The following is a 20,383-nucleotide window of genomic DNA, read 5'->3' on the forward strand; positions in this document are numbered from 1 at the left end:
TGTCCGGTTTTCAGACCCAATATTCCACAGATGCACCGGACGGCGGATCCCCGACGAGTTCCGCGAGGCGTGCCAGCCGGCGTCGGCCGACGATGCGGTACGCCGGACCGCCCGCTCGCGGCCCCAGCAGTACCGCCGGCAGGCCGGCCGCGGCGAGCGCACCGCCCACGATCCCCCACATCGGCTCGTCGCCGGCGCCCAGCCGGAGCGTGAACGCCGCCGCCCCGTCCCGCCCGCCCGCGGCGATGGCCCACAGCCGCAGCCTCCGACCGTCGAGCGCCAGGCCCCGCGGCGGGTGCTTGACCGCGCCGCGCAGCCAGGCCACCCCGAGGGTGGCCAGCGCGGACGAGTACGCGGTGCGGAAGCCGAGGTGCCCCTCCACGGTGGCCGGCTCGCAGCTGGCTGCGAGGCCTCTGGCGCGCGCCTCGACCAGCAGCGCCCGGGCCCGCCACGGCTGGTCGACCACGATCGAGACGCGGGCCGTGCCACCCATCCGCACGACCTGACCGGCACCGGCGAGCAGGCCCTCGAAGTCGAGCGGCGACGCGGGACGCGCCTCGACTCCGAACAGGGACAGTTGCCTGCCTAGTGACACTCGGATACCTCGTTGAACGCCTTGCGGAGCGGCTCGGAGGAGAGCCTGTCGGTGTCGAGGGCGCTCGCCGCGTACTCGTGCTGGAGTTTGTCGAAGGCGCCCGCGACGGCCGTGTAGAACGGGCTGGCCTCGGCCGGGTCGAGGCCGGCGACGGCCTCCCGGGCGTGCGCGTACGCGTCCCGGGCGGTTCGCAGCGACGCCACGAAGCCGGCCGCTATCTCGTCGCCGCGGTCGACGTCGGGCGTACCCGCGTCGGCCACCTTCTGTCGCGCCGTCTCGCTCGCGGTCTCCGCGCCGCCGAGCAGCCCGACCAGGTTGCGCTGGGCGTCGGCCGGCGTGGTGGTGCTGGTCAACTGGGCCTGTGCCTCGTCGGTGAGCGTCGTGATCTTCGTCCGCCACGGGGTGAGCGCCGTGCACACCGACTTCGCCCAGGTCGCGGGCGCGGCGCCGGTCTTCTTCCCGGATCCGCAGCCGGCGAGCAGGCCCGCCGGGACCAGCATCACGGCCAGCATCGCCGGCGCGAGGCGACGAACGACAGGCATGGTCGTCAACGTCGTGGTCATGGCCGTCAGCGTAGAACGCCTGTCCGACTCGCCAATAGGTACGCGCGGCGGCTGGCGTGTTCGACGCCCGGCCAGGGGTCCCGCACGGTACGGGAGCGCACGTCGAATCCCGCCTCGGTCAACCCGTCCGCCACCTCGTCCTGGTCGAGAAAGTGGAAGTCGAGATCCACTTCCGTCCCCCACCAGTCGTCGAGGTGGGCGGTCTCACCGGCGCTCCGGTCGGCGTCACTGAGGTGGAACGAGATCAGCAGCCAGCCGCCGGGCGCGATCGCCCGGGCCAGTTCGGCGTAGGCGACCGGCCGGCGGCCGGACGGGACATGAATGATCGAATACGCGCAGACCGCGCCCGCCCACGTCGCGTCGGGTACCGGCAGCGCGGTCAGGGAGCCGACCTCGAAGCGCAGCCCGGGGTTGCGGCGGCGGGCCACCTCGACCATGCCGGGTGACAGGTCGATGCCGACGACCTCGGCCCCCCGGCCGGCCAGGTAGGCCGCCACGTGGCCGGGGCCGCAGCCGACGTCCGCGATCTTTCCGGTATTTCCCGAAAGCTCGACCAGGCAGTCCAGCAGGGCCCGGTCCAACGGTTTGTCCGCCAACTCGCCGGCGATCTCCACGGCGTAGCGCTCGGCGACCGCGTCATAGCTGATCCGGGTACGCGACTCGTTCTCGTCCATCGACGACATTCTGCCGATAAAGGGGTGCCCTCGGGCCACGTAACTCGTGGCCCGAGGGCACCCCCGGTTGGTGCCGGGATCAGGCGGTGACCTTCGTCGACTTCTCCGAGCTGACACCGCTCGCCCCGTCGGCCGACTCGGCCATGGCGACCGGCTTGCGCTTGCTGAACACGACCGCGGCCACGATGATCAGCGTTGCCACGACCGCGATGCTGATGCGCAGCGGCGTGTTCTTGTCGGCGCCCACGCTGTAGGTCACCACGGCCGGCGCGATGAGCAGCGCGACCAGGTTCATCACCTTCATCAGCGGGTTGATCGACGGGCCGGCGGTGTCCTTGAACGGATCACCGACGGTGTCACCGATGACCGTCGCGGCATGCGCGTCGGAGCCCTTGCCTCCGAAGTGGCCGTCCTCGACCAGCTTCTTCGCGTTGTCCCAGGCGCCACCGGAGTTGGCCAGGAACACCGCCATCAGCGTGCCGGTACCGACCACCCCGGCCAGGTACGCGGCCAGCGGACCGACCCCGAGGCCGAAGCCGACCGCGACCGGGGCCAGAACCGCGAGCAGACCCGGCGTCATCAGCTCGCGCTGCGCGTCCCGGGTGCAGATGTCGACGACCTTGCCGTACTCCGGCCGCTGGGTGCCGTCCATGATCCCCGGGAACTCCCGGAACTGGCGGCGCACCTCGAACACGACCGCGCCCGCCGACCGGGACACCGCGTTGATCGCGAGGCCCGAGAACAGGAACACGACCGCGGCGCCGAGCAGCAGGCCGACCAGGTTGCCCGGGTTGGCCACATTGAGGATCTGGTCCAGCGAGGTGCTGACCTTGGCGGACGCCAACGCGGAGGTGATCGTGTCGGTGTACGACCCGAACAGCGCCGTCGCCGCGAGGACCGCCGTCGCGATCGCGATCCCCTTGGTGATCGCCTTGGTCGTGTTACCCACCGCGTCGAGTTCGGTGAGGGTACGGGCGCCGTGTTCGTCGATGTCGCCGGACATCTCGGCGATGCCCTGCGCGTTGTCGCTGATCGGGCCGAAGGTGTCCATGGCGACGATCACGCCGACCGTGGTGAGCAGGCCGGTACCGGCGAGCGCCACGGCGAACAGCGACAGGATGATCGAACCGCCGCCGAGCAGGAACGCCCCGTACACGCCGGCCGCGATGACGATCGCCGAGTACACCGCCGACTCGAAGCCGACGCTCACCCCGGCGAGGACGACCGTGGCCGGCCCGGTCAGCGCGCTCTTGCCGATGTCCTGGACCGGACGGCGCGCGGTTTCGGTGAAGTACCCGGTCAGGGCCTGGATGACCGCGGCGAGCACGATGCCGATGATGACCGCGACGATCGCGATCACCTGAGGGCTACGGGTGTTGTCGGCGAGCGGCGACCCGGACAGGCCGCGGAAGGTGTTCGGCAGGTAGACGAACGCGGCGATCGCGACGAGTACCGCCGAGATCAGCGCGGACGCGTAGAACGCCCGGTTGATGGCGCTGAGGCCGGAGCGGTCGGACTTGCGCAGTCGGGTGATGAAGACACCGATGATCGCGGTCAGCACGCCGATCGTGGGAACGATGAGCGGGAAGACGAGGCCCTCCTCGCCGAACGCGGCCCTACCCAGGATCAGCGCCGCGACCAGCGTCACCGCGTACGACTCGAACAGGTCGGCCGCCATGCCGGCGCAGTCACCCACGTTGTCGCCGACGTTGTCGGCGATCGTCGCCGCGTTGCGCGGGTCGTCCTCGGGGATGCCCTTCTCGACCTTGCCGACCAGGTCGGCGCCCACGTCGGCGGCCTTCGTGAAGATGCCGCCGCCGACCCGCATGAACATCGCGAGCAGGGCGGCACCGAAGCCGAAGCCCTCCAGGACGGTCGGTGCGTCGCCCCGGTAGAGCAGGACGACCATCGAGGCGCCCAGCAGGCCGAGGCCGACGGTCAGGAACCCGACGACCCCACCGGTGCGGAACGCGATCTGCATCGCCTTCTCCCGACCGCCCTCAGCCTCCCGGGCCGCCGCCGCGACCCGTAGGTTGGCGCGGGTCGCCATCGCCATTCCGGCGCCACCGATGATCGCGGAGAAACCCGCGCCGATGACGAAGAAGAGCGAACGGCCGATCTTGATCGCCGTCTCCCGGTCCCCCGCCTCGTTGACGGGGAGCAGGAACAGCAGTACGACCGCGATTACGACGAAGATGCCGAGGGTCTTGAACTGACGGAACAGGTACGCCGTAGCGCCCTCCTGTACCGCCCCGGCGATCTCCTGCATTTTCTCTGTGCCCCTGCCGGTGGCGAGAACCGCCTTGACCAGCGCCGCCGCGAAACCTAGCGCCACTAGGGCGATGACCGCGGCGATGATGATGTAGGTCAGGTTGCTACCGGAAAGGGCCACCTCGCCGCCTTGGGCGAGATGAATTTGCCCGGACATTCGTCGTCCTCCTGTACCAAGCACAAATGACAGGTACCGCAGGCGACACGCCAGCGATCCAGTCTCCACGCGGGGCGCTCCGACATCCACTCGCCCACGCGGTGGGATCCGGGATGTCACATATGACCCGCGTACTGTAGCCGCCGGCCGTGTGCGGGGTCACACCGAGAGCCCCCGTGTCGCATCAATGATCACCTACGTAGTAGCCGGCGCGCCGACCGGAAGCGCTCCCAATGCGTATCGATCATTACTGATGGGACAAATTGGACCGCTACTTTTCCAGGATGCGGCTCAGCCGGGCCGTGCGTCAGGGTCAGGCGTCAGTGGGTTTGCGGCCGACCGGCCAGGACATGCTGACCTCGGTACCCACGCCGTCCGGGACGGCTTCCACCTCGAGATCGTCGACGAGGCCGGCGAGCAGCGCGAGCCCCATCGTGGCGGCGACGGCCTCCTCGGCGAGCGCCTCGGGCCCCTCCGCCGTGACCGGCGCCTCGACCAGGAACGCGGCGGGGTCAGCCGCCGTGGCGGCACCCCGCCCCTCGGTGGCCCGGTCGGTCACTCGTACGGTGAACCGGTCACCGTCGTCCATCGCCACGTCGATGAGGCTGTCCGTGCCCTGCGATCGGTGCAGCGCGACCGCGCGCGAACAGGCCTCGCCGATGGCCAGCCGGATCTCCTCCAGCAGCTCATCGGCCACGCCGGCGCGCCGGGCCACCGCAACCGCGACGAGCCGAGCGGTGCGGACGTGGGCCGGGGCCGGCGAGAACGACAGGCGAACCGTCGGCATCGCGCTATGCCGACTGGCCGGCGTCAGGATCCGTCGCCGCAGTGGCCGCCTCGACCGAGTCGTACAGCGCGAAGACCCGATCCAGCGCCGTGATCCGGAAAATCTTGAGCAAACGCTCGTGGCCGCAGACCAGCGCAAGCGTGCCACCGGCGGCTCTGAGCCGCTTGAGCGCGCCAACCAGAACGCCCAGTCCGGTCGAGTCCAGGAACTCGACGCGACTCAGGTCGACGATCACGCTACGGGCGCCGGCCTCGACCAACTCGACGAGGCGCTCGCGCAGTCGTGGCGCGGTGTAGACGTCGACCTCGCCACCGACCTCGAGCACCGTGTGATGGTCAACGGTGCGGGTCGACAGCGACAACTCCATGCGGACCTCCTCAACCGTGGCGCCGCAGACGCAACGCCCAAAGTCCCTGCGGGCATCTAACCATCGCCCGGTCAGGTGGGCGACGCGTCCCTGGTCGTTCGGTACGTTCGACCGCATCCGTTCGGCCCATGCCGACGTGGACGATATCGTCCGGACGGTGTCAGAGTGCAGGCTGTGACGAGCGTATTGCCCGAGCCGGCCGAGCTGTTGGACCGGCTCCTGCGGGCCCGGCAGGCATCGCCACTGACGCACGTCGAACGGATACCGGCCCGTCCCGGCGAGCGTTCTGCCTGGCCAGGCTGGGTGCCGGAGGACCTGCGCGCGGCCTTCGCCGGCCGTGGGGTGGCCGCACCCTGGCAGCACCAGGCGCGCGCCGCCGACCTGCTGTACGCCGGCAGTAATGTGGTAATCGCCACCGGTACGGCCTCGGGCAAGTCGCTGGCCTATCAACTACCTACGCTCGCCCGCCTGCAGTCCGATCCCCGCGCCACCGTGCTGTATCTGGCTCCCACCAAGGCCCTCGCCGCCGACCAGTTACGCACGCTGACCGCCCTCGACCTGCACGGCGTACGCCCCGCCAGCTACGACGGCGACACCCCACGCGAGGAGCGGGAGTGGATCCGGCAGCACTCGCGCTTCGTCCTGACGAACCCGGACATGCTCCACCACGGCATCCTGCCGGGGCACGCGGCCTGGGCGACCTTCCTGCGGAGACTGGCGTACGTGGTGATCGACGAGTGCCACGCCTACCGGGGCGTCTTCGGTTCCCACGTGGCACACGTCCTGCGCCGGCTGCGGCGGGTCGCCGCGAAGTACGGCCGAGAACCGGTCTTCGCGTTCGCCTCGGCGACCGTCGGCGACCCGGGTTCGACCGCCGAACGGCTGGCTGGCGTACCGGTGACCGCGGTGACCGAGGACGGCTCGCCGCGCGGCGGAGTGACGTTCGCACTGTGGGAGCCGCCGATGCTCGAACCGGTGGGTTCTGATCCTGATCCCGGTTCTGATCCTGATGTCGCCGACGCCGTCCCGGTGCGCAAGTCGGCGCTGCGCGAGACGGCCGACCTGCTCGCCGACAGCGTGGCGCACGGCGTACGGACGCTCGCCTTCGTCCGGTCCCGGCGGGGTGCCGAGGTCGTCGCGGCGATGGCCCGCCGCTCGCTGGACGAGGCGGCGCCCGGCCTGGGCGACCAGGTGGCCGCGTACCGCGCCGGTTACCTGCGGGAGGAGCGGCGGGTACTGGAGCGCGCCCTGCTCGACGGCTCGCTGCTCGGCCTGGCCGCCACGAACGCGCTCGAGCTCGGCGTCGACCTGTCCGGGCTGGACGCGGTCATCCTCGCCGGGTACCCGGGCCGGCTCGCATCGCTGTGGCAGCAGGCCGGCCGGGCCGGCCGGTCGGGGCGGGAGTCGCTGTGCGTACTGGTGGCCCGCGACGACCCGCTCGACACGTACCTGGTGCACCATCCGGATGCGCTCTTCCGGCGCCCGGTCGAGGCGACGGTGCTCGACCCGACCAACCCGTACGTGCTCGGCCCGCAACTGGCCTGCGCCGCCGCGGAGCTGCCGCTGACCCCCACCGACCTGGAACTGTTCGGCGGGGCGGCGGCCGAGTCGGCGGTGGCGACCCTGGTGGAGGCGGGCGCGCTGCGCCGGCGCCCCACCGGCTGGTACTGGACCCAGCGCGGCCGGCCCGACGTCGATCTGCGCGGCTCCGGCGGGGCCCAGGTGTGCGTGGTCGAGGCGAAGACCGGCCGGCTGCTCGGCACCGTCGACGGCGCCTCGTCCCACTTCCAGGTCCACCCCGGCGCCGTCTACCTCCACCAGGGCGTCTCGTACGTCGTGGACGACCTCGACCTCGACGACGCCTGCGCCCTCGTGCACGCCGAGGAGCCCGACTTCACCACCCACCCGCGCGACGTGACGGACCTGTCGGTGCTGTCGGTGCGCGACTACGTCGACGCCGGCCCGGTCGGGCTGTTCCTCGGCGAGGTGGAGGTGACCAGCCAGGTCGTCGGGTACCAGCGGCGGCGCATCAGCACCGGCGAGGTGATGGACACCCGGCCGCTGGACCTGCCCGAGCGCTGCCTGCGTACGGTCGCCGTCTGGTGGACGGTGTCCCCCGGCGCCCTCGCGGACGCCGGGGTCGCCGCCGCCGACGTGCCCGGGGCGCTGCACGCCGCCGAGCACGCGGCGATCGGCCTGCTGCCGCTGGTCGCAACGTGCGACCGGTGGGACATCGGCGGCCTGTCCACGGCGGCCCACCCCGACACCGACGCCCCCACCGTGTTCGTCTACGACGGCCATCCGGGCGGCGCCGGCTTCGCCGAACGGGCCTTCGCGATCGCGTCCGAGTGGCTGGGCGCGACCCGCGCGGCGATCGCCTCCTGCGGGTGCGAGACCGGCTGCCCGTCGTGCGTGCAGTCGCCCAAGTGCGGCAACGGCAATAACCCGCTGGCCAAGGACGACGCGGTACGCGTCCTCGAACTGGTCCTGGCGGAGCTCGCTTCTCGCTGATCACCGAGACTTTGGGTGCTACGGCGCCCGTAAGCCTCCGTGATCATGGCGAGGACCGGACCGGACCGGTCCGGCACGGGCCCACGCCCGCGCCGGACCGAACGGCCGCCCGAGGCTCACCGGCTCGGCCTGCGCGCTGATCACCACGTCGAGCCCGTCGAGCCGGCACGCCACGAGCCCGGCACCGTTCGCCGCCACGACCTGACCGGCCCGGTCACAGGCGGCGGGTTCGCCGTCCACCGCAAGGACCGCGCCGGCGAGCGCACCCAGGTCGGCGGCTGCCTGCGCCCGGTGCCTGGCGACCAGTACAGAGCCCGCCGCGGCGACGGCTCCCGCGAAGGCCAGCACCGCGAGCGCCACACCGAGCAGCCATAGCGACGCGGAGCCCCGGTCGGACCGCAACAGCGCGGTTCCAGCGCCTTGTCCGGTCACGGCGCCTGGTGTGGCTCTGCGCCCGGTCACGGCGCCTGGTGTAGCTCTGCGCCCGGTCACGGCGCCTGGTCCGGTTCGTACGCGGCCACCGCGTACGCCTCGACCGGCACCCCCGGCAGCCGGCCGCCCAGCGGCCGCACCATGGTGCGCACGGTTGCCCGGACCAGGTCCCCGTCGCGTACCACCGAGACGACAGCGCCACCGGGTGCGGCGCGCTGCCCCGCGGCGGCCCCCGGCTCACCCCTGGCCTCGGCGCGGGCGGCTTCCCGGGCCGCGTCGACGCAGCGCAGCTTGGTGGCGACGGCGTTGACCGCCGTCAGCCCCGCGAGCAGGAGCGTCACGAGTACCGGCAGGGCGACCGCCAGTTCGGCGGTCACCGAGCCCCGGTCGCCGGGGCGGCTCAATTCAGCGCCCGCTGGATGATGGCGGCGAGCGCCGCCCGGACCTGGTCCGACGTCACGACCTTCAACAGCAGCCCGGCGAAGGCAACCGCGGCGATGGTCCCGACGGCGTACTCGGCGGTGTTCATGCCGGCGTCGCCACGCAGCCGGCCCAGCAGCCGCCGCATTCTTGTCGTCCTCATGTCGATCTCTCCTCATCTGGGTCGAAGGCTCAACTGGAACGAAGGACGTCGCCGAGCACGGCGACGACAACCGGCACGACGCCGGTGAGAACGAAGGCGGGCAGGAAACACAGGCCGAGGGGCAGCACCACGAGCACTCCCAGGCGCTGCGCCGCCGCCTCGGCGTGCGCCGTCCTGGCGGCTCGCAGGTCACCGGCCAGCCTGCCGAGCGCCCCGGTCATCGCCGCGCCGCTGTCGGCACTGCGTACGGCCGCCCGGCGCACCCGTTCGGCACCGGGAACCGCGGCCAGCGGGGCCCACGCCTCGTCCGGTGGGGTCCCCAGCCGCAGCGCCGTAGCGACGCGGACGAGCCGCCGGCCGAGCGGTCCGCCGAGCGCCTCCCCGACGACCTCAGCGGCGCGGGCCGGCGGGGCGCCTGCACGGAGAGCGGCGGCCAGCAGGTCAACCGCGATCGGCAGGTCGGCAGCGGCCGCTCGGAGGTCCTCGCGCCGATCGGTCGACCAGCGGCGGGCCGCCCACCACAGGACCGCCGCGACGACCACGCCGGCGGCCACCCCGCCCGGTCCGCCGAGCAGGCCGGCCGTCGCGACACCGGCAAGGACGGCGGCGGCGGGGGTGCGATGTGATCTCACGACGCCGGCGAGGCGGGCGGCGATCGTCGCCCGCATCGCCCTCACGGCCGGGCCGCCGCGCGACCTCACGACGCCCGTTCCACGGCCGCGTGGCACAGCCGGCCGGTCCAGGCCAGCCCCGCGTACTGGAGGAGCAGCGCGCCGAGGGCGCAGGCCGCTCCCGGCACCGTGTGCAGGAGCGCGTGGTCCGGCCGCGCCCCCATCGCGTAGCCCAGTCCCACCCCGGCGACCGGCAGCAGCGCGAGCAGCGCGGCGCTCGCCCTGGCACCCGTCGTCTGCGCGGCAACCGCCGCCCGCGCCCGCTCGACGCCGCGCAGGTCGGACTCGACCCGGTCGAGCAGATCGGCCAGCGGTGCCCCGAGCCGCTCGCTCACCTCGCAGGCCGCGGAGAGCCGGCCCAGGGCCAGCCGTATTGCCCGGTCGGAGCCTCCGGCCGCCAGCGCCCGCCTGGACTCCTCCACGGCCCGGCCGGGCGCGATCCCGGCGCGCAGGTCGGCGGCGAGGCCGCCGATGACGTCCAGCGCGGCGGTGCGGGCGGCGGTGGTCACCCGCTCCGCCCCGGCGCGGCGGGCGGCCCGCAGTCCGACGAGGGCGTACCCGAGCGCGACCGCGCCGGCGACCACGCCGCCCAGAACTGTCGCCACACCGGCCACGACACCGGCGGCGGTCACCGTCACGACCGTCGCCCGCGGGCTGGTGGGGACGCCGACGGTCCACCGCCGGCGGGACGCAGGCGAAGCCATGAGCCGCACCAGCCTTCGCCGCACGGCGGCGCTGCGGATCACTTCGGCTCCCCGCGTAGCACCGCCGGTGGCGCGACCCCACGGCGTACGAGCAGATCGGCGAGGAGCGGGGCCGCCGGCCCGGCACCCCGATCACGCCGCCAGGCGGGAACCGCCCGCACCAGCGCGGCCCCGGTCGACGGGAGCAGTAGGCAGACCTCGTCCAGGACCCGGCCGGTCGGCGTGGCCCGGACCTGCAGCACCACCTGGAAGGCCGCGGCGATCTGGGCGTGCAGCGCCTCCCTGGGCACGCCGCCGAGCAGGCCGAGCGCCTCCAGCCGCGCCGGTACGTCCGCGGAACTGTTGGCGTGCAGGGTGCCCGCACCGCCCTCGTGGCCGGTGTTCAGCGCGCCGAGCAGGTCGATCACCTCGGCGCCCCGGCACTCGCCGACGACGAGGCGGTCCGGCCGCATCCGTAGCGCCTGCCGGACCAGGTTGCGCAGGGTCACCGCGCCAGCGCCCTCGACGTTGGACGGCCGGGCCTCCAGCGAGACGGCGTGCGGATGCGCCGGCCGCAACTCGGCCGAGTCCTCCACGATGACGATGCGCTCGGTCGGCGGTACCAGCGAGAGCAGGGTGGCCAGCAGGGTCGTCTTCCCCGCGCCGGTCCCACCGGCCACCAGGTAGGCCAGCCGGGCGGCCACGATCGCCGCGAGCAGCGCCGCCGCACCGGCGTCCAGGCTGCCGGCGGCGATCAGCTCGGGGAGGCTGAACGCCCGCCGGCGCAGGGTACGCAGCGAGAGGTAGGGCCCGCCCCGAGCGACCGGCGGCAGGGCGGCGTGCAGCCGGGTGCCGTCCGGCAGCCGCGCGTCGACGAAGGGACTCCCCTCGTCGAGGCGGCGCCCGGCCGCGGCCGCCAAACGCTGCGCGAGACGGTGCACGTCGGCGGGCGTACCGAGCCAGACACCGGCGCGCTGCAGGCCATGGCCCCGGTCGACCCAGACCTCGGAGCCGTTGACCAGGACGTCTGTGACGTCGGCCTGGGTGAGCAGGGACATCAGGCCCCCGGAGCTGCCCGGCGCGTGGCCGGGACCGGTCTGCTGGAGGGTGTCGAGTGTCATGCCACCGGCTCCCGCATACCGAGGTCCAGACCGTCCAGGATCCGCTGGCACAGCGCCGCCAGCGGACCCCGACCGGTACCGGCCGGCGGCTGGCCCCGCTCCAGCTCCCGGGCCACTTCGGGCTCGGGTCGCAGCGCGCCGGCCAGCGGCAGGCCGAGCGCCCGCGCGACCTCGCGGGCTCTCAGCCGACCGGGGGCGGGGCCGCGGACCACCACCTTCAGCGCGCTGGTGTGCGCGGCCGCGACGGCGGCCACACGTGCGGCTGCCGCGCAGGCGCGCAGCTCGGCGGGGACCAGCAGGAGCGTCTGGTCAGCGGCTGCGAGCGCCAGCACGGCGGCGTCGTCGAGGCGCCGGGGCAGATCGACGACCACGAGGTCACGGCTGGCCCGGCCGGCGTCGAGGGCCGCCTCCATCGCGTCCGGTGGCACCGCCAGCGTCTCGCTCCGGTCCCAGGACAGCACGGCGAGATCACCCCGGCTGGGCAGCGCGTCGACGAGCGCCGGCGCGGTGACCCCCGCCGCGCCGTGCGACAGCGCCGGCCAACGCAGCCCCTCGAGCGCCTCCCAGCCGAGGACCAGATCGGCTCCGCCACCCAACGGGTCGGCGTCCACCAGCAGCGCCCGCAGGCCGGCCCGGGCGGCGGTGACCGCCAGGCCGGCGGCCAGGACGCTGGTCCCGGCGCCGCCCCGGCCGCCGAGCACGGCGACGACGGCGGCCGGCCGGGGCGCTCCGGCGGCCTGGACCAGACGGTCCACCAGCCAGGGATCGGCCGCCGGCAGGACCGCGATGTGCTCGGCCCCGAGCGCCTCCGCCAGCTCCCACGGCGGCTGTTCGACCGGCTCGGCGACCACGAGCACGATCCCGGGGCGGCGGGGCAGGCGGGCCCGGGCGCAGGCCGTCGCGGCCGCCAGGCCCACGAGTACGAGCGGAGCGGCGCCGAACCGGGTACGTGCGGCGGCCGGGTCGGGCGCCACCTCCAGCTCGACCCGCGCGTCGGCCGCCAGTCGCAGCACCTCGTCGAGCAGGTTCGGGTCTTCGGTGACCAGGAGCGGGCGAACCGGGTCGCACACACTGGCGTTGCGAGAAGCCACGGCGGTCTCCACGGGGTCGGCGGAAGGGACCGGACCACCGTGCTCGTACCGGGTGGTTTGGCGCCGCCCGTACCCGACGATCTGTGGATAGCGGGGGTGCCTGTGGATAACCCAGGGCGACGGCGCCTGATCTGATATGCGCGCCCGTCAACCACGGCGAGAAAGGGACGACCCCCGCCGGGGGGAGGCGGGGGTCGTCGTGGGTCCGACTCCGGGGGGTCGAGCCGAACCCGCTCGGCAATCACGGGGGGTGTGAAGGCCGAGAAACCTGTATGTAGATCGCAAAACCGGACATACGGTCCCGGACATGAAACCGTGTCGCAAATATAAGCATGCCCGAGGCACCGTCACACGTCGAGTAGCGCAGGCTTTGACTATCTGCAACTTCGCATTGATGTGTCCTGATACCGGTGTGATGGTGGCACATTCGGCCCCGGATCGCGAACACGGACCGTTAGACTGCCGCCCGTGGGTCCCAGCGCCGCATTTTTTGACCTCGACAAGACCGTCATCGCGAAGTCCAGCGCGCTCGCGTTCGGGCGGCCGTTCTACCGCGATGGCCTCATCGGGCGCCGGGACATGATCAAAGCCGCGTACGCGCAGCTCATCTTCCGGGTCGGCGGTGCGGACGACCAGCAGATGGCCCGGATCCGGGACGCCGTCGCGCAACTGTGCAAGGGCTGGCGGGCCGACCAGGTCCGCCAGATCGTCAACGAGACCCTGCACGAGTTGATCAACCCTTATGTGTACGCGGAAGCCGCCGCCCTCATCGTCGAGCACCGGACGGCCGGGCGTGACGTCGTGCTCGTCTCCTCGTCCGGCGACGAGATGGTGCGGCCGATCGGCGAGCTACTCGGGATCACCGACATCATTGCCACCCGCATGGTTATCGAGGACGGCCGCTACACGGGCGAGGTGGAGTTCTACGCCGCCGGCCCCAACAAGGCGACCGCCGTACGCGAACTCGCCGCCGAGCGCGGCTACGACCTGGCCGACTCGTACGCGTACTCGGACTCGATCAGCGACACGCCCCTGCTGGAGACGGTCGGCCACCCGACGGCCGTCAACCCCGACCGGGCGCTGCGCCGGGTGGCGGTCGAGCGGGGCTGGCCGATGCTGGAGTTCCGCCACCCGATACCCCTGATGCGCCGCCTGCGCGACCGCCCGGCGGTCCCGGTCGCCGCCGCGGCGGTCGGGGTGGGTGTGGGGCTCGCGATCGGGCTGGCGCTGTACGGCCGCCACCGCCGGGCCCGGGCTGCCACCGCATAACGCCACGACGGCATAACGGCGCGATCAGACATACCGCTAGATAACGAGCCGGTCACGGCATAACGTCCCGATCACGGCACGAAAACCGATACCGGCCGCTTACTGGAGTCTGTGCTTTGACCAGCGTAGAAAGTGAGGTACGGGCCCGGTCACGGGTTCCGCGCACGGCCACCGGGCACCCACGTGCGACCAGCCACGGCAGGCGCGTCGGGGCGGCACCGCCCAGCGGACCGTCGACGACGGATTGAGGGCACGCTTGGTAACCCGGTTGGACGTGGGTGACGGCGCCTCCACGGAGGCGCCGTCGACGTGTCGCTCACCCCTGAGCGGCCCGTCGGACGGGTGATCGCTGCTCACCCTCGCGGCCACCGGGAAACGTCACCCGCAACCTGGCCGCACCGCGCCGGAAACCAACTCGACCGGGGGACAGAAACTGTCGGTTCCTCGGCCTAACGTGACTGCGTTGCACGGACGAGACGAGGAGACGGAGTGCCCCCACTGCTGACCTTGATCACTTACCTGGTCGCCGCGGCCCTGGCGATCGGGTACGTGTGCGAGACCGGCCTGCCGTTCTGGCGCCGCGCCGCGGCGTCCGTGCTGGGCCTGTTCCTCGCTGTCGGCGCCGGCCAACTGCTGACCTCCGCCGACCCGGCGGTCGGATACGCGTTGGGCATCCCGTCCCTGGTGGTCCTCGGCGTCATCATGATCGCGCCGGAGGGGAAGCCCAGGCGGGCGCCCTCGCCCGGCCGGCGCGTCACCGACCAGCCGCGTCCGGCGGTGGCGGCCGTGCCGTCGCAGTTCGACCGGCGTGCCTCCCGTCGCCGCTCGCCCCTGGCTCTCGGCACCGACCTCAGGATCACCCCGCACACCTCACCGGTGGTCGAGATCGCCCGGGTGGCTCAAGCGACCGGGACCACCGGCGTCCCCATGGCCGCCCGGGCCGGCAACGGCGCGGCGGCGAGCGCCCGCGCGGACCAGCGGCGCCAGGGCCGGCGCGGCGGGCCGCGCTCGCTCAGCCGGATACCGTGTCACAGATGTCGCTGAGTTCGGCCGCGGCCACCTCCACCGCCGACGCGTAGTGGCGCAACCACGAGCGCAGACCATCGGGCGTACCCGTGGCGAACGCCCCGGCGGCCCCCATGTACTCGGGCTCGCGGCGGTGGTGGCCCACGTCGACGGCGAGTAGGCCGCGCGGGTCGAGCCCGGCCGCGATGAGCGTGAGCCGCCCGGCGGCCCGTGCGACCACCCCGTTCGGGCCGGCGAAGGCCCGCAGCGCCAGCAGCTCGCCGTGTACCACGGCGGCCTGGAGCAGCGCCGGGACACCGGCGTCCCGGTTGGCCCCGGCGCCCGCGATCAGCTCGGAGAGCGCGTCCAGCCGAGCGGCGATCGCCGGGTCGGCCACCGGACGGCCCAGCTCCCCCTCCTCGACCGAGCCGCGGGCGGCGAGTACGTGCAGCCGCGCCAGCACCTGCCGGGGCGAGCGCAGCCAGGTGGCGGTCAGCCCGTCGAGCGCCGTGCTGACCCGCAGCGCCCCCTGCAGTACCGGGTCGGTCACCAGGCCGGACCGGACCTGCTCCAGCTCGTACCCGTGCCCGTCGAGCGCCGCGCTGGCCACGGCGGCCCGCAGGCCGGCCTCGGCGGCGACCTGGCCGCCGGAGCGGCGTAGCGCGCGGTGCCGCATGGCGGCGTCGGCGGCCTGCCGGGCGCTGTCGAGAGCGGGCGCCACGTCGGCGAGGTCGAGAAGCGGGGCGAGCGGGTTGGTCACGCAGGCGATGATTGCACTCCCCGCCGGCGCCACTCACACCCGTACCCGCAAGAATCGCTGCTCGGGACTGTTCGAAAACAGCTTGAAACGGCAACATATGAGCAACACCGTGCCGGTCGGCGCGCAGTTACGAACGCTCGACGCTGCGCGAGCAGGGCTCTCGCTCCGACCGTCACGCCCCCACTAGCCTGCAAGTCGAAAGACCCGGAGCACTCAAGGGGAGCACCGCGTAATGAGCGAGCGCAGCGAGCGGACCGACGCGCTTGTCGCGCCTTGCGAGCACATCGAGGAGACGCGATGAGCGAGACTTTGGCCAACCTGCTCAACGAGACCCGGCAGTTCCCGCCGTCAGCAGAGCTGGCCGCGAACGCCAACGTCAAGGAGGACGCGTACGCGCAGGGTCGGGAGGACCGGCTCGCCTTCTGGGAGACCCAGGCCCGCCGACTGACCTGGGCGAAGGAGTGGGACCAGGCGCTCGACTGGTCCAACCCACCGTTCGCGAAGTGGTTCGTGGGCGGCCAGCTCAACGTGGCGTACAACTGCCTCGACCGCCACGTCGAGGAGGGCCGCGGCAGCAAGGTCGCGATCAACTGGGTGGGTGAGCCCGGCGACACCCGCTGCCTGACCTACGCCGACCTGCACCGGCTGACCTGCCAGGCCGCCAACACGCTGGCCAGCCTCGGCGTACGGGCCGGCGACCGGGTGGCGATCTACCTGCCGATGATCCCCGAGGCCGTGGTCGCGATGCTGGCGTGCGCCCGGATCGGCGCCACCCACAGCGTCGTCTTCGGTGGTTTCTCGGTCGACGCGCTCGCGAGCCGCATCCAGGACGCCGACGCCAAGGTCGTCATCACCTCCGACGGCGGGTACCGGCGTGGCAAGCCCAGCGCCCTCAAGCCGACCGTCGACGAGGCCGTCGACCGGTGCCCCGGCGTCGAGCACGTCCTGGTCGTGCGGCGCACGGGTGAGGACGTGGCCTGGCGCGACGACCGCGACAAGTGGTGGCACGAGACGGTCGAGCAGGCGAGCACCGAGCACGCGGCGCAGCCCTTCGACGCCGAGCACCCCCTGTACATCCTGTACACCTCCGGTACCACCGGGAAGCCCAAGGGCATCCTGCACACGTCCGGCGGCTACCTGACCCAGGCGAGCTGGACCTTCCACGCCGTCTTCGACCACAAACCGGACACCGACGTGTACTGGTGCACCGCCGACATCGGCTGGGTCACCGGGCACAGCTACATCGTCTACGGGCCGCTGTCCAACGGCGCCACCCAGGTGATGTACGAAGGCACCCCGGACACCCCGCACAAGGGCCGGTTCTGGGAGATCGTGCAGGAGTACGGGGTCAGCATCCTGTACACCGCGCCGACCCTGATCCGCACGATGATGAAGTGGGGCGACGACATCCCCGCCCAGTACGACCTGTCGTCGCTGCGCGTCCTGGGCTCGGTCGGTGAGCCGATCAACCCCGAAGCCTGGATGTGGTACCGGCAGAACATCGGCCGGGGCGAGACCCCGGTCGTGGACACCTGGTGGCAGACCGAGACCGGCGCGATCATGATCAGCCCGCTCCCCGGCGTCACCGCGACCAAGCCCGGCTCGGCCATGACGCCGCTGCCCGGCATCGCCGCCGACGTCGTCGACGACCAGGGCAATTCGGTGCCCGACGGCGGCGGCGGCTACCTGGTGCTGCGCGAGCCGTGGCCCAGCATGCTGCGCACGATCTGGGGCGACGACCAGCGGTTCATCGAGACGTACTGGTCCCGCTTCCAGAACATGTACTTCGCCGGCGACGGCGCCAAGCGGGACGCCGACGGACACATCTGGCTGCTCGGCCGGGTCGACGACGTCATGCTGGTCTCCGGCCACAACATCTCCACCACCGAGGTGGAGAGCGCCCTGGTCAGCCACCCGAAGGTGGCCGAGGCGGCGGTGGTCGGCGCCACCGACCCGACGACCGGCCAGGCGATCGTGGCGTTCACGATCCTGCGCGGCAGCGTGCCCGAGGACGAGGCGAGCGGCGAGGCGCTGGTCAAGGAGCTGCGCGACCACGTGGCCAAGACGCTCGGCCCGATCGCGAAGCCGCGCCAGATCATGGTCGTCCCCGAGCTGCCCAAGACCCGCTCCGGCAAGATCATGCGGCGCCTGCTGCGCGACGTGGCGGAGAACCGGTCGATGGGTGACGTGACGACCCTGCAGGACTCGACCGTGATGGACCTGATCGCGGGCGGCATGCAGTCGGCCAAGTCGGAGGACTGACACCGGGCGAAAGCGCCGGTCCGGGGATTCCCACTCCTCCCGGATCGGCGCTTTCGTCTGTGAGTGACACCACGGTTCGCCACGCCCGTGACGTGATGGTCTGCACGCCGTGGATGCGAAGTAGCGCGGTTTCCGTACGCTGATCCTCATGACTCCCCTGGTCGACGAGTCCTGCGTGCTGCTCGACGGCCCGTGGAGACACCGCTTCGTCAGCGCCAACGGCACCCGGTTCCACATCGTGGAGGCGGGCAGCGGCCCGCTCGTGCTGTTCCTGCACGGATTCCCCGAGTTCTGGTGGGCCTGGCACAACCAGCTACGGCTGGTCGCCGAGGCGGGATTCCGGGCCGTAGCGGTTGATCTGCGGGGGTACGGGGCGAGCGACAAGCCGCCCCGTGGCTACGACGGCTACACCATGGCCGGGGACGTGGCCGGGCTGATCCGCGCCCTCGGCGAGCGCCGGGCGACCCTGGTCGGCAGCGGGTACGGGGGCACGATCGCCTGGACGACCGCCGCCTTCCACCCGTCGCTCGTACACCGGCTCGTGGTCATGAGCGCGGCGCATCCGCTGCGGCTGCGCGCCGGCATCGCGAGCGACCCCCGCGGACAGCTCACCGCGTCGCTGCCGATGCTGCGGTTCCAGGTCCCCCGCTTCGAGCACGTACTCACCCGCGACAACGCGGCCCTGGTCGGCGAGTACCTGCGCCGCTGGGCCGGGCCGGCGTGGCGCCTGTCGAACGACTTCGACGACTACGAACTCCGGTGCCGGCAGGCGATGCGGATCCCGCAGGCCGCCTTCTGCGCGATGGAGACCTACCGGTGGGCGCTGCGCTCGGTGCTGCGGCCACACGGGTACCGGTTCGTCAAGCTGCTCCAGCAGCCGATCGTGAGCCCGACGCTGCAACTGCACGGCGCCTCGGACTGCGCGGTCCTGCCCCGCACCGCACAGGGCTCCGGCCGCTACGTGCTCGCGCGGTACGAGTGGCAGCTTCTCCCCGGGCTCGGTCACTTCCCGCATCTGGAGGCCCCCGAGTTCGTCACCGGCGAGATCCTGCGCTGGGCCAAGGAGTAGTCAGACGCGGTACTCGCGCAGCTCGGTGACCTCGTCGCGGGCCACCCAGCCCTGGTACACGCCGAAGTCGAACTCCTCCAGGCCGAGCTTGCTGGCGATCGGGGCCAGGCCGCCGGTGTACTCCACCCGCAGCCAGGTCTCGTGCTCGGCCAGCACGATGAAGGGCTCGTCGCGCCACATGCAGGTGGTGCGGATGTACACCATCTCGTCGACGTCGTCGGCGGGCACGCGGCGGTAGTACCGGCCGGGACGCACCTCCTCGAAGCCGTCCTCGCCGTCGGGTCGGTAGAGACGTACGTGCTCCCCGTCCGGGCTCGCCTCGTACTCCCGGCCACGCCAGCGGGCGGCGTACCCGTCCCGGATCACGACTCACCTACCCGTTGCCACCGCGGCGCGTCCGCGTCGAACAGGGCGACCAGCTTCTCGCCGCCCTCCCGGTCGATCCGCCACAGCTCGGCGCCGTGCGGCAGGCGCACGCTGTCCACCTTGAACTCGGCGATCACGTCCCGGCTCTCACTCGGCGCGAACCCGTTGCCCCGGAACGGCGGGCGCTCGATCACCCAGCCCTGCATCGCGTGCATCGCGGCCTCGTTCTGCCCGCCGTACGGGATGCGGTACAGGTTGCCCCGGTGCGCCGCCCAGCGCAGCACGTACACCTCGGGGTCCTCGCGGGAGAACTTCGAGTCCGAGTAGTTCAGGCCGAGCGCGTCGTACAGCTCGGCCGGCGTACGCAGGTGCCCGACCTCGCTCGCCCGGTGCACGAAGCCGGAGATCCGGTCGTAGCCGCGCTCCAGGTAGTACGGCGCCTGAGCGGCGGAGATCGTCTTCTGCATCACGATGGGGCCGGCCGACGGTTTCGGTGCGCTGGTACGGCCCGGCGGCTCCGGCGTCGACTCCGGCGCCCGGGCCTCCGGCTGCTCGTCGACGGTGAGCCCCTCGTCGGCCGCCCAGGCGGCCAGCGCGACGATCTGGCTGCCCGGCAGGGTCGCGCCGATCGGCGTACCGGGGTTGACCGCGAACGACAGCGAGTCCCGGGGCCACGCGTTGATCAACTGCGTGAACTTGACCCAGACCGCGGGGGTGTCCTGGCCCAGATGCGCGGTGAGCCGCTCGGCCGAGGTGAAGACCACAACGTACGGCTGCCCGTCGATCTCCTCGGTGCGCCACTGGTCGATATGGGCGAAGGCGTCGTCCCTCGGCCCCGGCAGGAGCACCTTGGACAACAGCAGGGTCGACAGGAAGGTATCGGTGCTGCCGTCACCCGCGGCGTCGAGCAGGTTCTCCTCGACCTGGTTGGCCGGGGCGAACTCAGGCGCCTTGGCCGGGACGGGCGCGGGATCCGGCGGGGGTGGTGATACGACCACCGGCTGCGTCGACGCGGCCTGCATGGGCGCCGTGGCCGGCGGTGGGCTGACCGGCGGTGGCGCTGGGCTGACCGGCGCTGGGCTGACCGACGGCGGCGCGGCGCTCGGCGGCGCTGGGCTGACCGGCGCTGGGCTGACCGACGGCGGC

Annotated in this window: 21 protein-coding genes; 5 read left to right on the plus strand and 16 right to left on the minus strand. The window is 72.6% G+C overall.

Features of this window, described 5'->3' with window-relative positions:
• Window positions 1–10 precede the first annotated feature (10 nt).
• The 6 genes from Pme01_RS29170 to Pme01_RS29195 all read right to left on the minus strand — a co-directional run bounded on the left by Pme01_RS29170 (window position 11) and on the right by Pme01_RS29195 (window position 5,414).
• Window positions 11–595, minus strand: coding sequence for a hypothetical protein (locus Pme01_RS29170; protein ID WP_168113492.1), 585 nt, complete (start codon window positions 593–595; stop codon window positions 11–13).
• Complete coding sequence (locus Pme01_RS29175) at window positions 586–1,158, minus strand: hypothetical protein (RefSeq protein WP_239088528.1); 573 nt, start codon at window positions 1,156–1,158, stop codon at window positions 586–588. The genes Pme01_RS29170 and Pme01_RS29175 overlap by 10 nt, the downstream gene beginning before the upstream one ends.
• A gap of 5 nt (window positions 1,159–1,163) precedes the next feature.
• Entirely contained in the window at window positions 1,164–1,832 is a 669-nt protein-coding gene (locus Pme01_RS29180; RefSeq protein WP_203935957.1) for a class I SAM-dependent DNA methyltransferase, read from the minus strand.
• Window positions 1,833–1,911: 79 nt separating this feature from the next.
• Window positions 1,912–4,260 carry a sodium-translocating pyrophosphatase gene (locus tag Pme01_RS29185; RefSeq protein WP_168113494.1) on the minus strand — a complete coding sequence of 783 codons (2,349 nt, stop codon included), beginning with the start codon at window positions 4,258–4,260 and terminating at the stop codon, window positions 1,912–1,914.
• Between the two features lie 313 nt (window positions 4,261–4,573).
• Window positions 4,574–5,047, minus strand: coding sequence for an ATP-binding protein (locus Pme01_RS29190; RefSeq protein WP_168113495.1), 474 nt, complete (start codon window positions 5,045–5,047; stop codon window positions 4,574–4,576).
• A gap of 4 nt (window positions 5,048–5,051) precedes the next feature.
• A complete protein-coding gene (locus Pme01_RS29195) occupies window positions 5,052–5,414 on the minus strand; it encodes an STAS domain-containing protein (RefSeq protein WP_168113496.1) in 363 nt (120 codons plus the stop codon).
• Window positions 5,415–5,579: 165 nt separating this feature from the next.
• On the opposite strand from Pme01_RS29195, the gene sftH reads away from it, so the two are divergent.
• A complete protein-coding gene (gene sftH / locus Pme01_RS29200) occupies window positions 5,580–7,925 on the plus strand; it encodes a DEAD/DEAH box helicase (protein ID WP_168113497.1) in 2,346 nt (781 codons plus the stop codon).
• 18 nt (window positions 7,926–7,943) lie between these two features.
• Here the strand turns inward: sftH and Pme01_RS29205 are convergent, their stop codons facing one another.
• From Pme01_RS29205 to ssd, 7 genes are read right to left on the minus strand one after another with little or no spacing between them, the layout of a single operon-like run.
• Window positions 7,944–8,357 carry an Rv3654c family TadE-like protein gene (locus Pme01_RS29205; protein WP_203935958.1) on the minus strand — a complete coding sequence of 138 codons (414 nt, stop codon included), beginning with the start codon at window positions 8,355–8,357 and terminating at the stop codon, window positions 7,944–7,946.
• Between the two features lie 56 nt (window positions 8,358–8,413).
• Complete coding sequence (locus Pme01_RS29210) at window positions 8,414–8,761, minus strand: TadE family type IV pilus minor pilin (protein ID WP_168113498.1); 348 nt, start codon at window positions 8,759–8,761, stop codon at window positions 8,414–8,416.
• Window positions 8,758–8,925, minus strand: coding sequence for a DUF4244 domain-containing protein (locus Pme01_RS29215; protein WP_168114034.1), 168 nt, complete (start codon window positions 8,923–8,925; stop codon window positions 8,758–8,760). Before Pme01_RS29215 ends, Pme01_RS29210 begins: the two co-directional genes overlap by 4 nt.
• Before the next feature lie 44 nt (window positions 8,926–8,969).
• On the minus strand, window positions 8,970–9,641 hold the full coding sequence (locus Pme01_RS29220) for a type II secretion system F family protein (RefSeq protein ID WP_239088529.1): 672 nt from the start codon (window positions 9,639–9,641) through the stop codon (window positions 8,970–8,972).
• Window positions 9,638–10,315 (minus strand): hypothetical protein, encoded by a 678-nt coding sequence (locus Pme01_RS29225; RefSeq protein ID WP_168113499.1) that lies wholly within the window; start codon window positions 10,313–10,315, stop codon window positions 9,638–9,640. Before Pme01_RS29225 ends, Pme01_RS29220 begins: the two co-directional genes overlap by 4 nt.
• Window positions 10,316–10,353: 38 nt before the next feature.
• Window positions 10,354–11,466 carry a TadA family conjugal transfer-associated ATPase gene (locus tag Pme01_RS29230; RefSeq protein WP_373315548.1) on the minus strand — a complete coding sequence of 371 codons (1,113 nt, stop codon included), beginning with the start codon at window positions 11,464–11,466 and terminating at the stop codon, window positions 10,354–10,356.
• Window positions 11,412–12,506, minus strand: a complete 1,095-nt coding sequence (gene ssd, locus Pme01_RS29235; RefSeq protein WP_239088530.1) for a septum site-determining protein Ssd — start codon at window positions 12,504–12,506, stop codon at window positions 11,412–11,414. The genes Pme01_RS29230 and ssd overlap by 55 nt, the downstream gene beginning before the upstream one ends.
• Window positions 12,507–12,974: 468 nt before the next feature.
• Between ssd and Pme01_RS29240 the strand changes: the two genes are divergently transcribed.
• Together Pme01_RS29240 and Pme01_RS29245 are read left to right on the plus strand one after the other, a co-directional pair.
• On the plus strand, window positions 12,975–13,775 hold the full coding sequence (locus tag Pme01_RS29240) for an HAD family hydrolase (RefSeq protein ID WP_168113501.1): 801 nt from the start codon (window positions 12,975–12,977) through the stop codon (window positions 13,773–13,775).
• 489 nt (window positions 13,776–14,264) lie between these two features.
• Window positions 14,265–14,819 (plus strand): hypothetical protein, encoded by a 555-nt coding sequence (locus tag Pme01_RS29245; RefSeq protein WP_168113502.1) that lies wholly within the window; start codon window positions 14,265–14,267, stop codon window positions 14,817–14,819.
• On the opposite strand, the gene Pme01_RS29250 is transcribed toward Pme01_RS29245, so the two are convergent.
• Window positions 14,788–15,540 (minus strand): Fic family protein, encoded by a 753-nt coding sequence (locus Pme01_RS29250; RefSeq protein ID WP_168113503.1) that lies wholly within the window; start codon window positions 15,538–15,540, stop codon window positions 14,788–14,790. The genes Pme01_RS29245 and Pme01_RS29250 overlap by 32 nt on opposite strands.
• A 297-nt stretch (window positions 15,541–15,837) precedes the next feature.
• Between Pme01_RS29250 and acs the strand changes: the two genes are divergently transcribed.
• Together acs and Pme01_RS29260 are read left to right on the plus strand one after the other, a co-directional pair.
• Window positions 15,838–17,802, plus strand: a complete 1,965-nt coding sequence (gene acs / locus Pme01_RS29255) for an acetate--CoA ligase (protein ID WP_168113504.1) — start codon at window positions 15,838–15,840, stop codon at window positions 17,800–17,802.
• A 148-nt stretch (window positions 17,803–17,950) separates the two neighbouring features.
• A complete protein-coding gene (locus Pme01_RS29260) occupies window positions 17,951–18,871 on the plus strand; it encodes an alpha/beta fold hydrolase (RefSeq protein ID WP_168113505.1) in 921 nt (306 codons plus the stop codon).
• Here the strand turns inward: Pme01_RS29260 and Pme01_RS29265 are convergent, their stop codons facing one another.
• Both Pme01_RS29265 and Pme01_RS29270 read right to left on the minus strand, forming a co-directional pair.
• Entirely contained in the window at window positions 18,872–19,237 is a 366-nt protein-coding gene (locus tag Pme01_RS29265) for a UCP033725 family protein (RefSeq protein ID WP_168113506.1), read from the minus strand.
• Window positions 19,234–20,235: an SseB family protein gene (locus tag Pme01_RS29270; RefSeq protein WP_239088531.1), complete on the minus strand. Its 1,002-nt coding sequence runs from the start codon at window positions 20,233–20,235 to the stop codon at window positions 19,234–19,236. The genes Pme01_RS29265 and Pme01_RS29270 overlap by 4 nt, the downstream gene beginning before the upstream one ends.
• Between the last annotated feature and the right edge of the window lie 148 nt (window positions 20,236–20,383).

It is taken from the genome of Planosporangium mesophilum (assembly GCF_016863255.1).
Lineage (GTDB): Bacteria > Actinomycetota > Actinomycetes > Mycobacteriales > Micromonosporaceae > Planosporangium > Planosporangium mesophilum.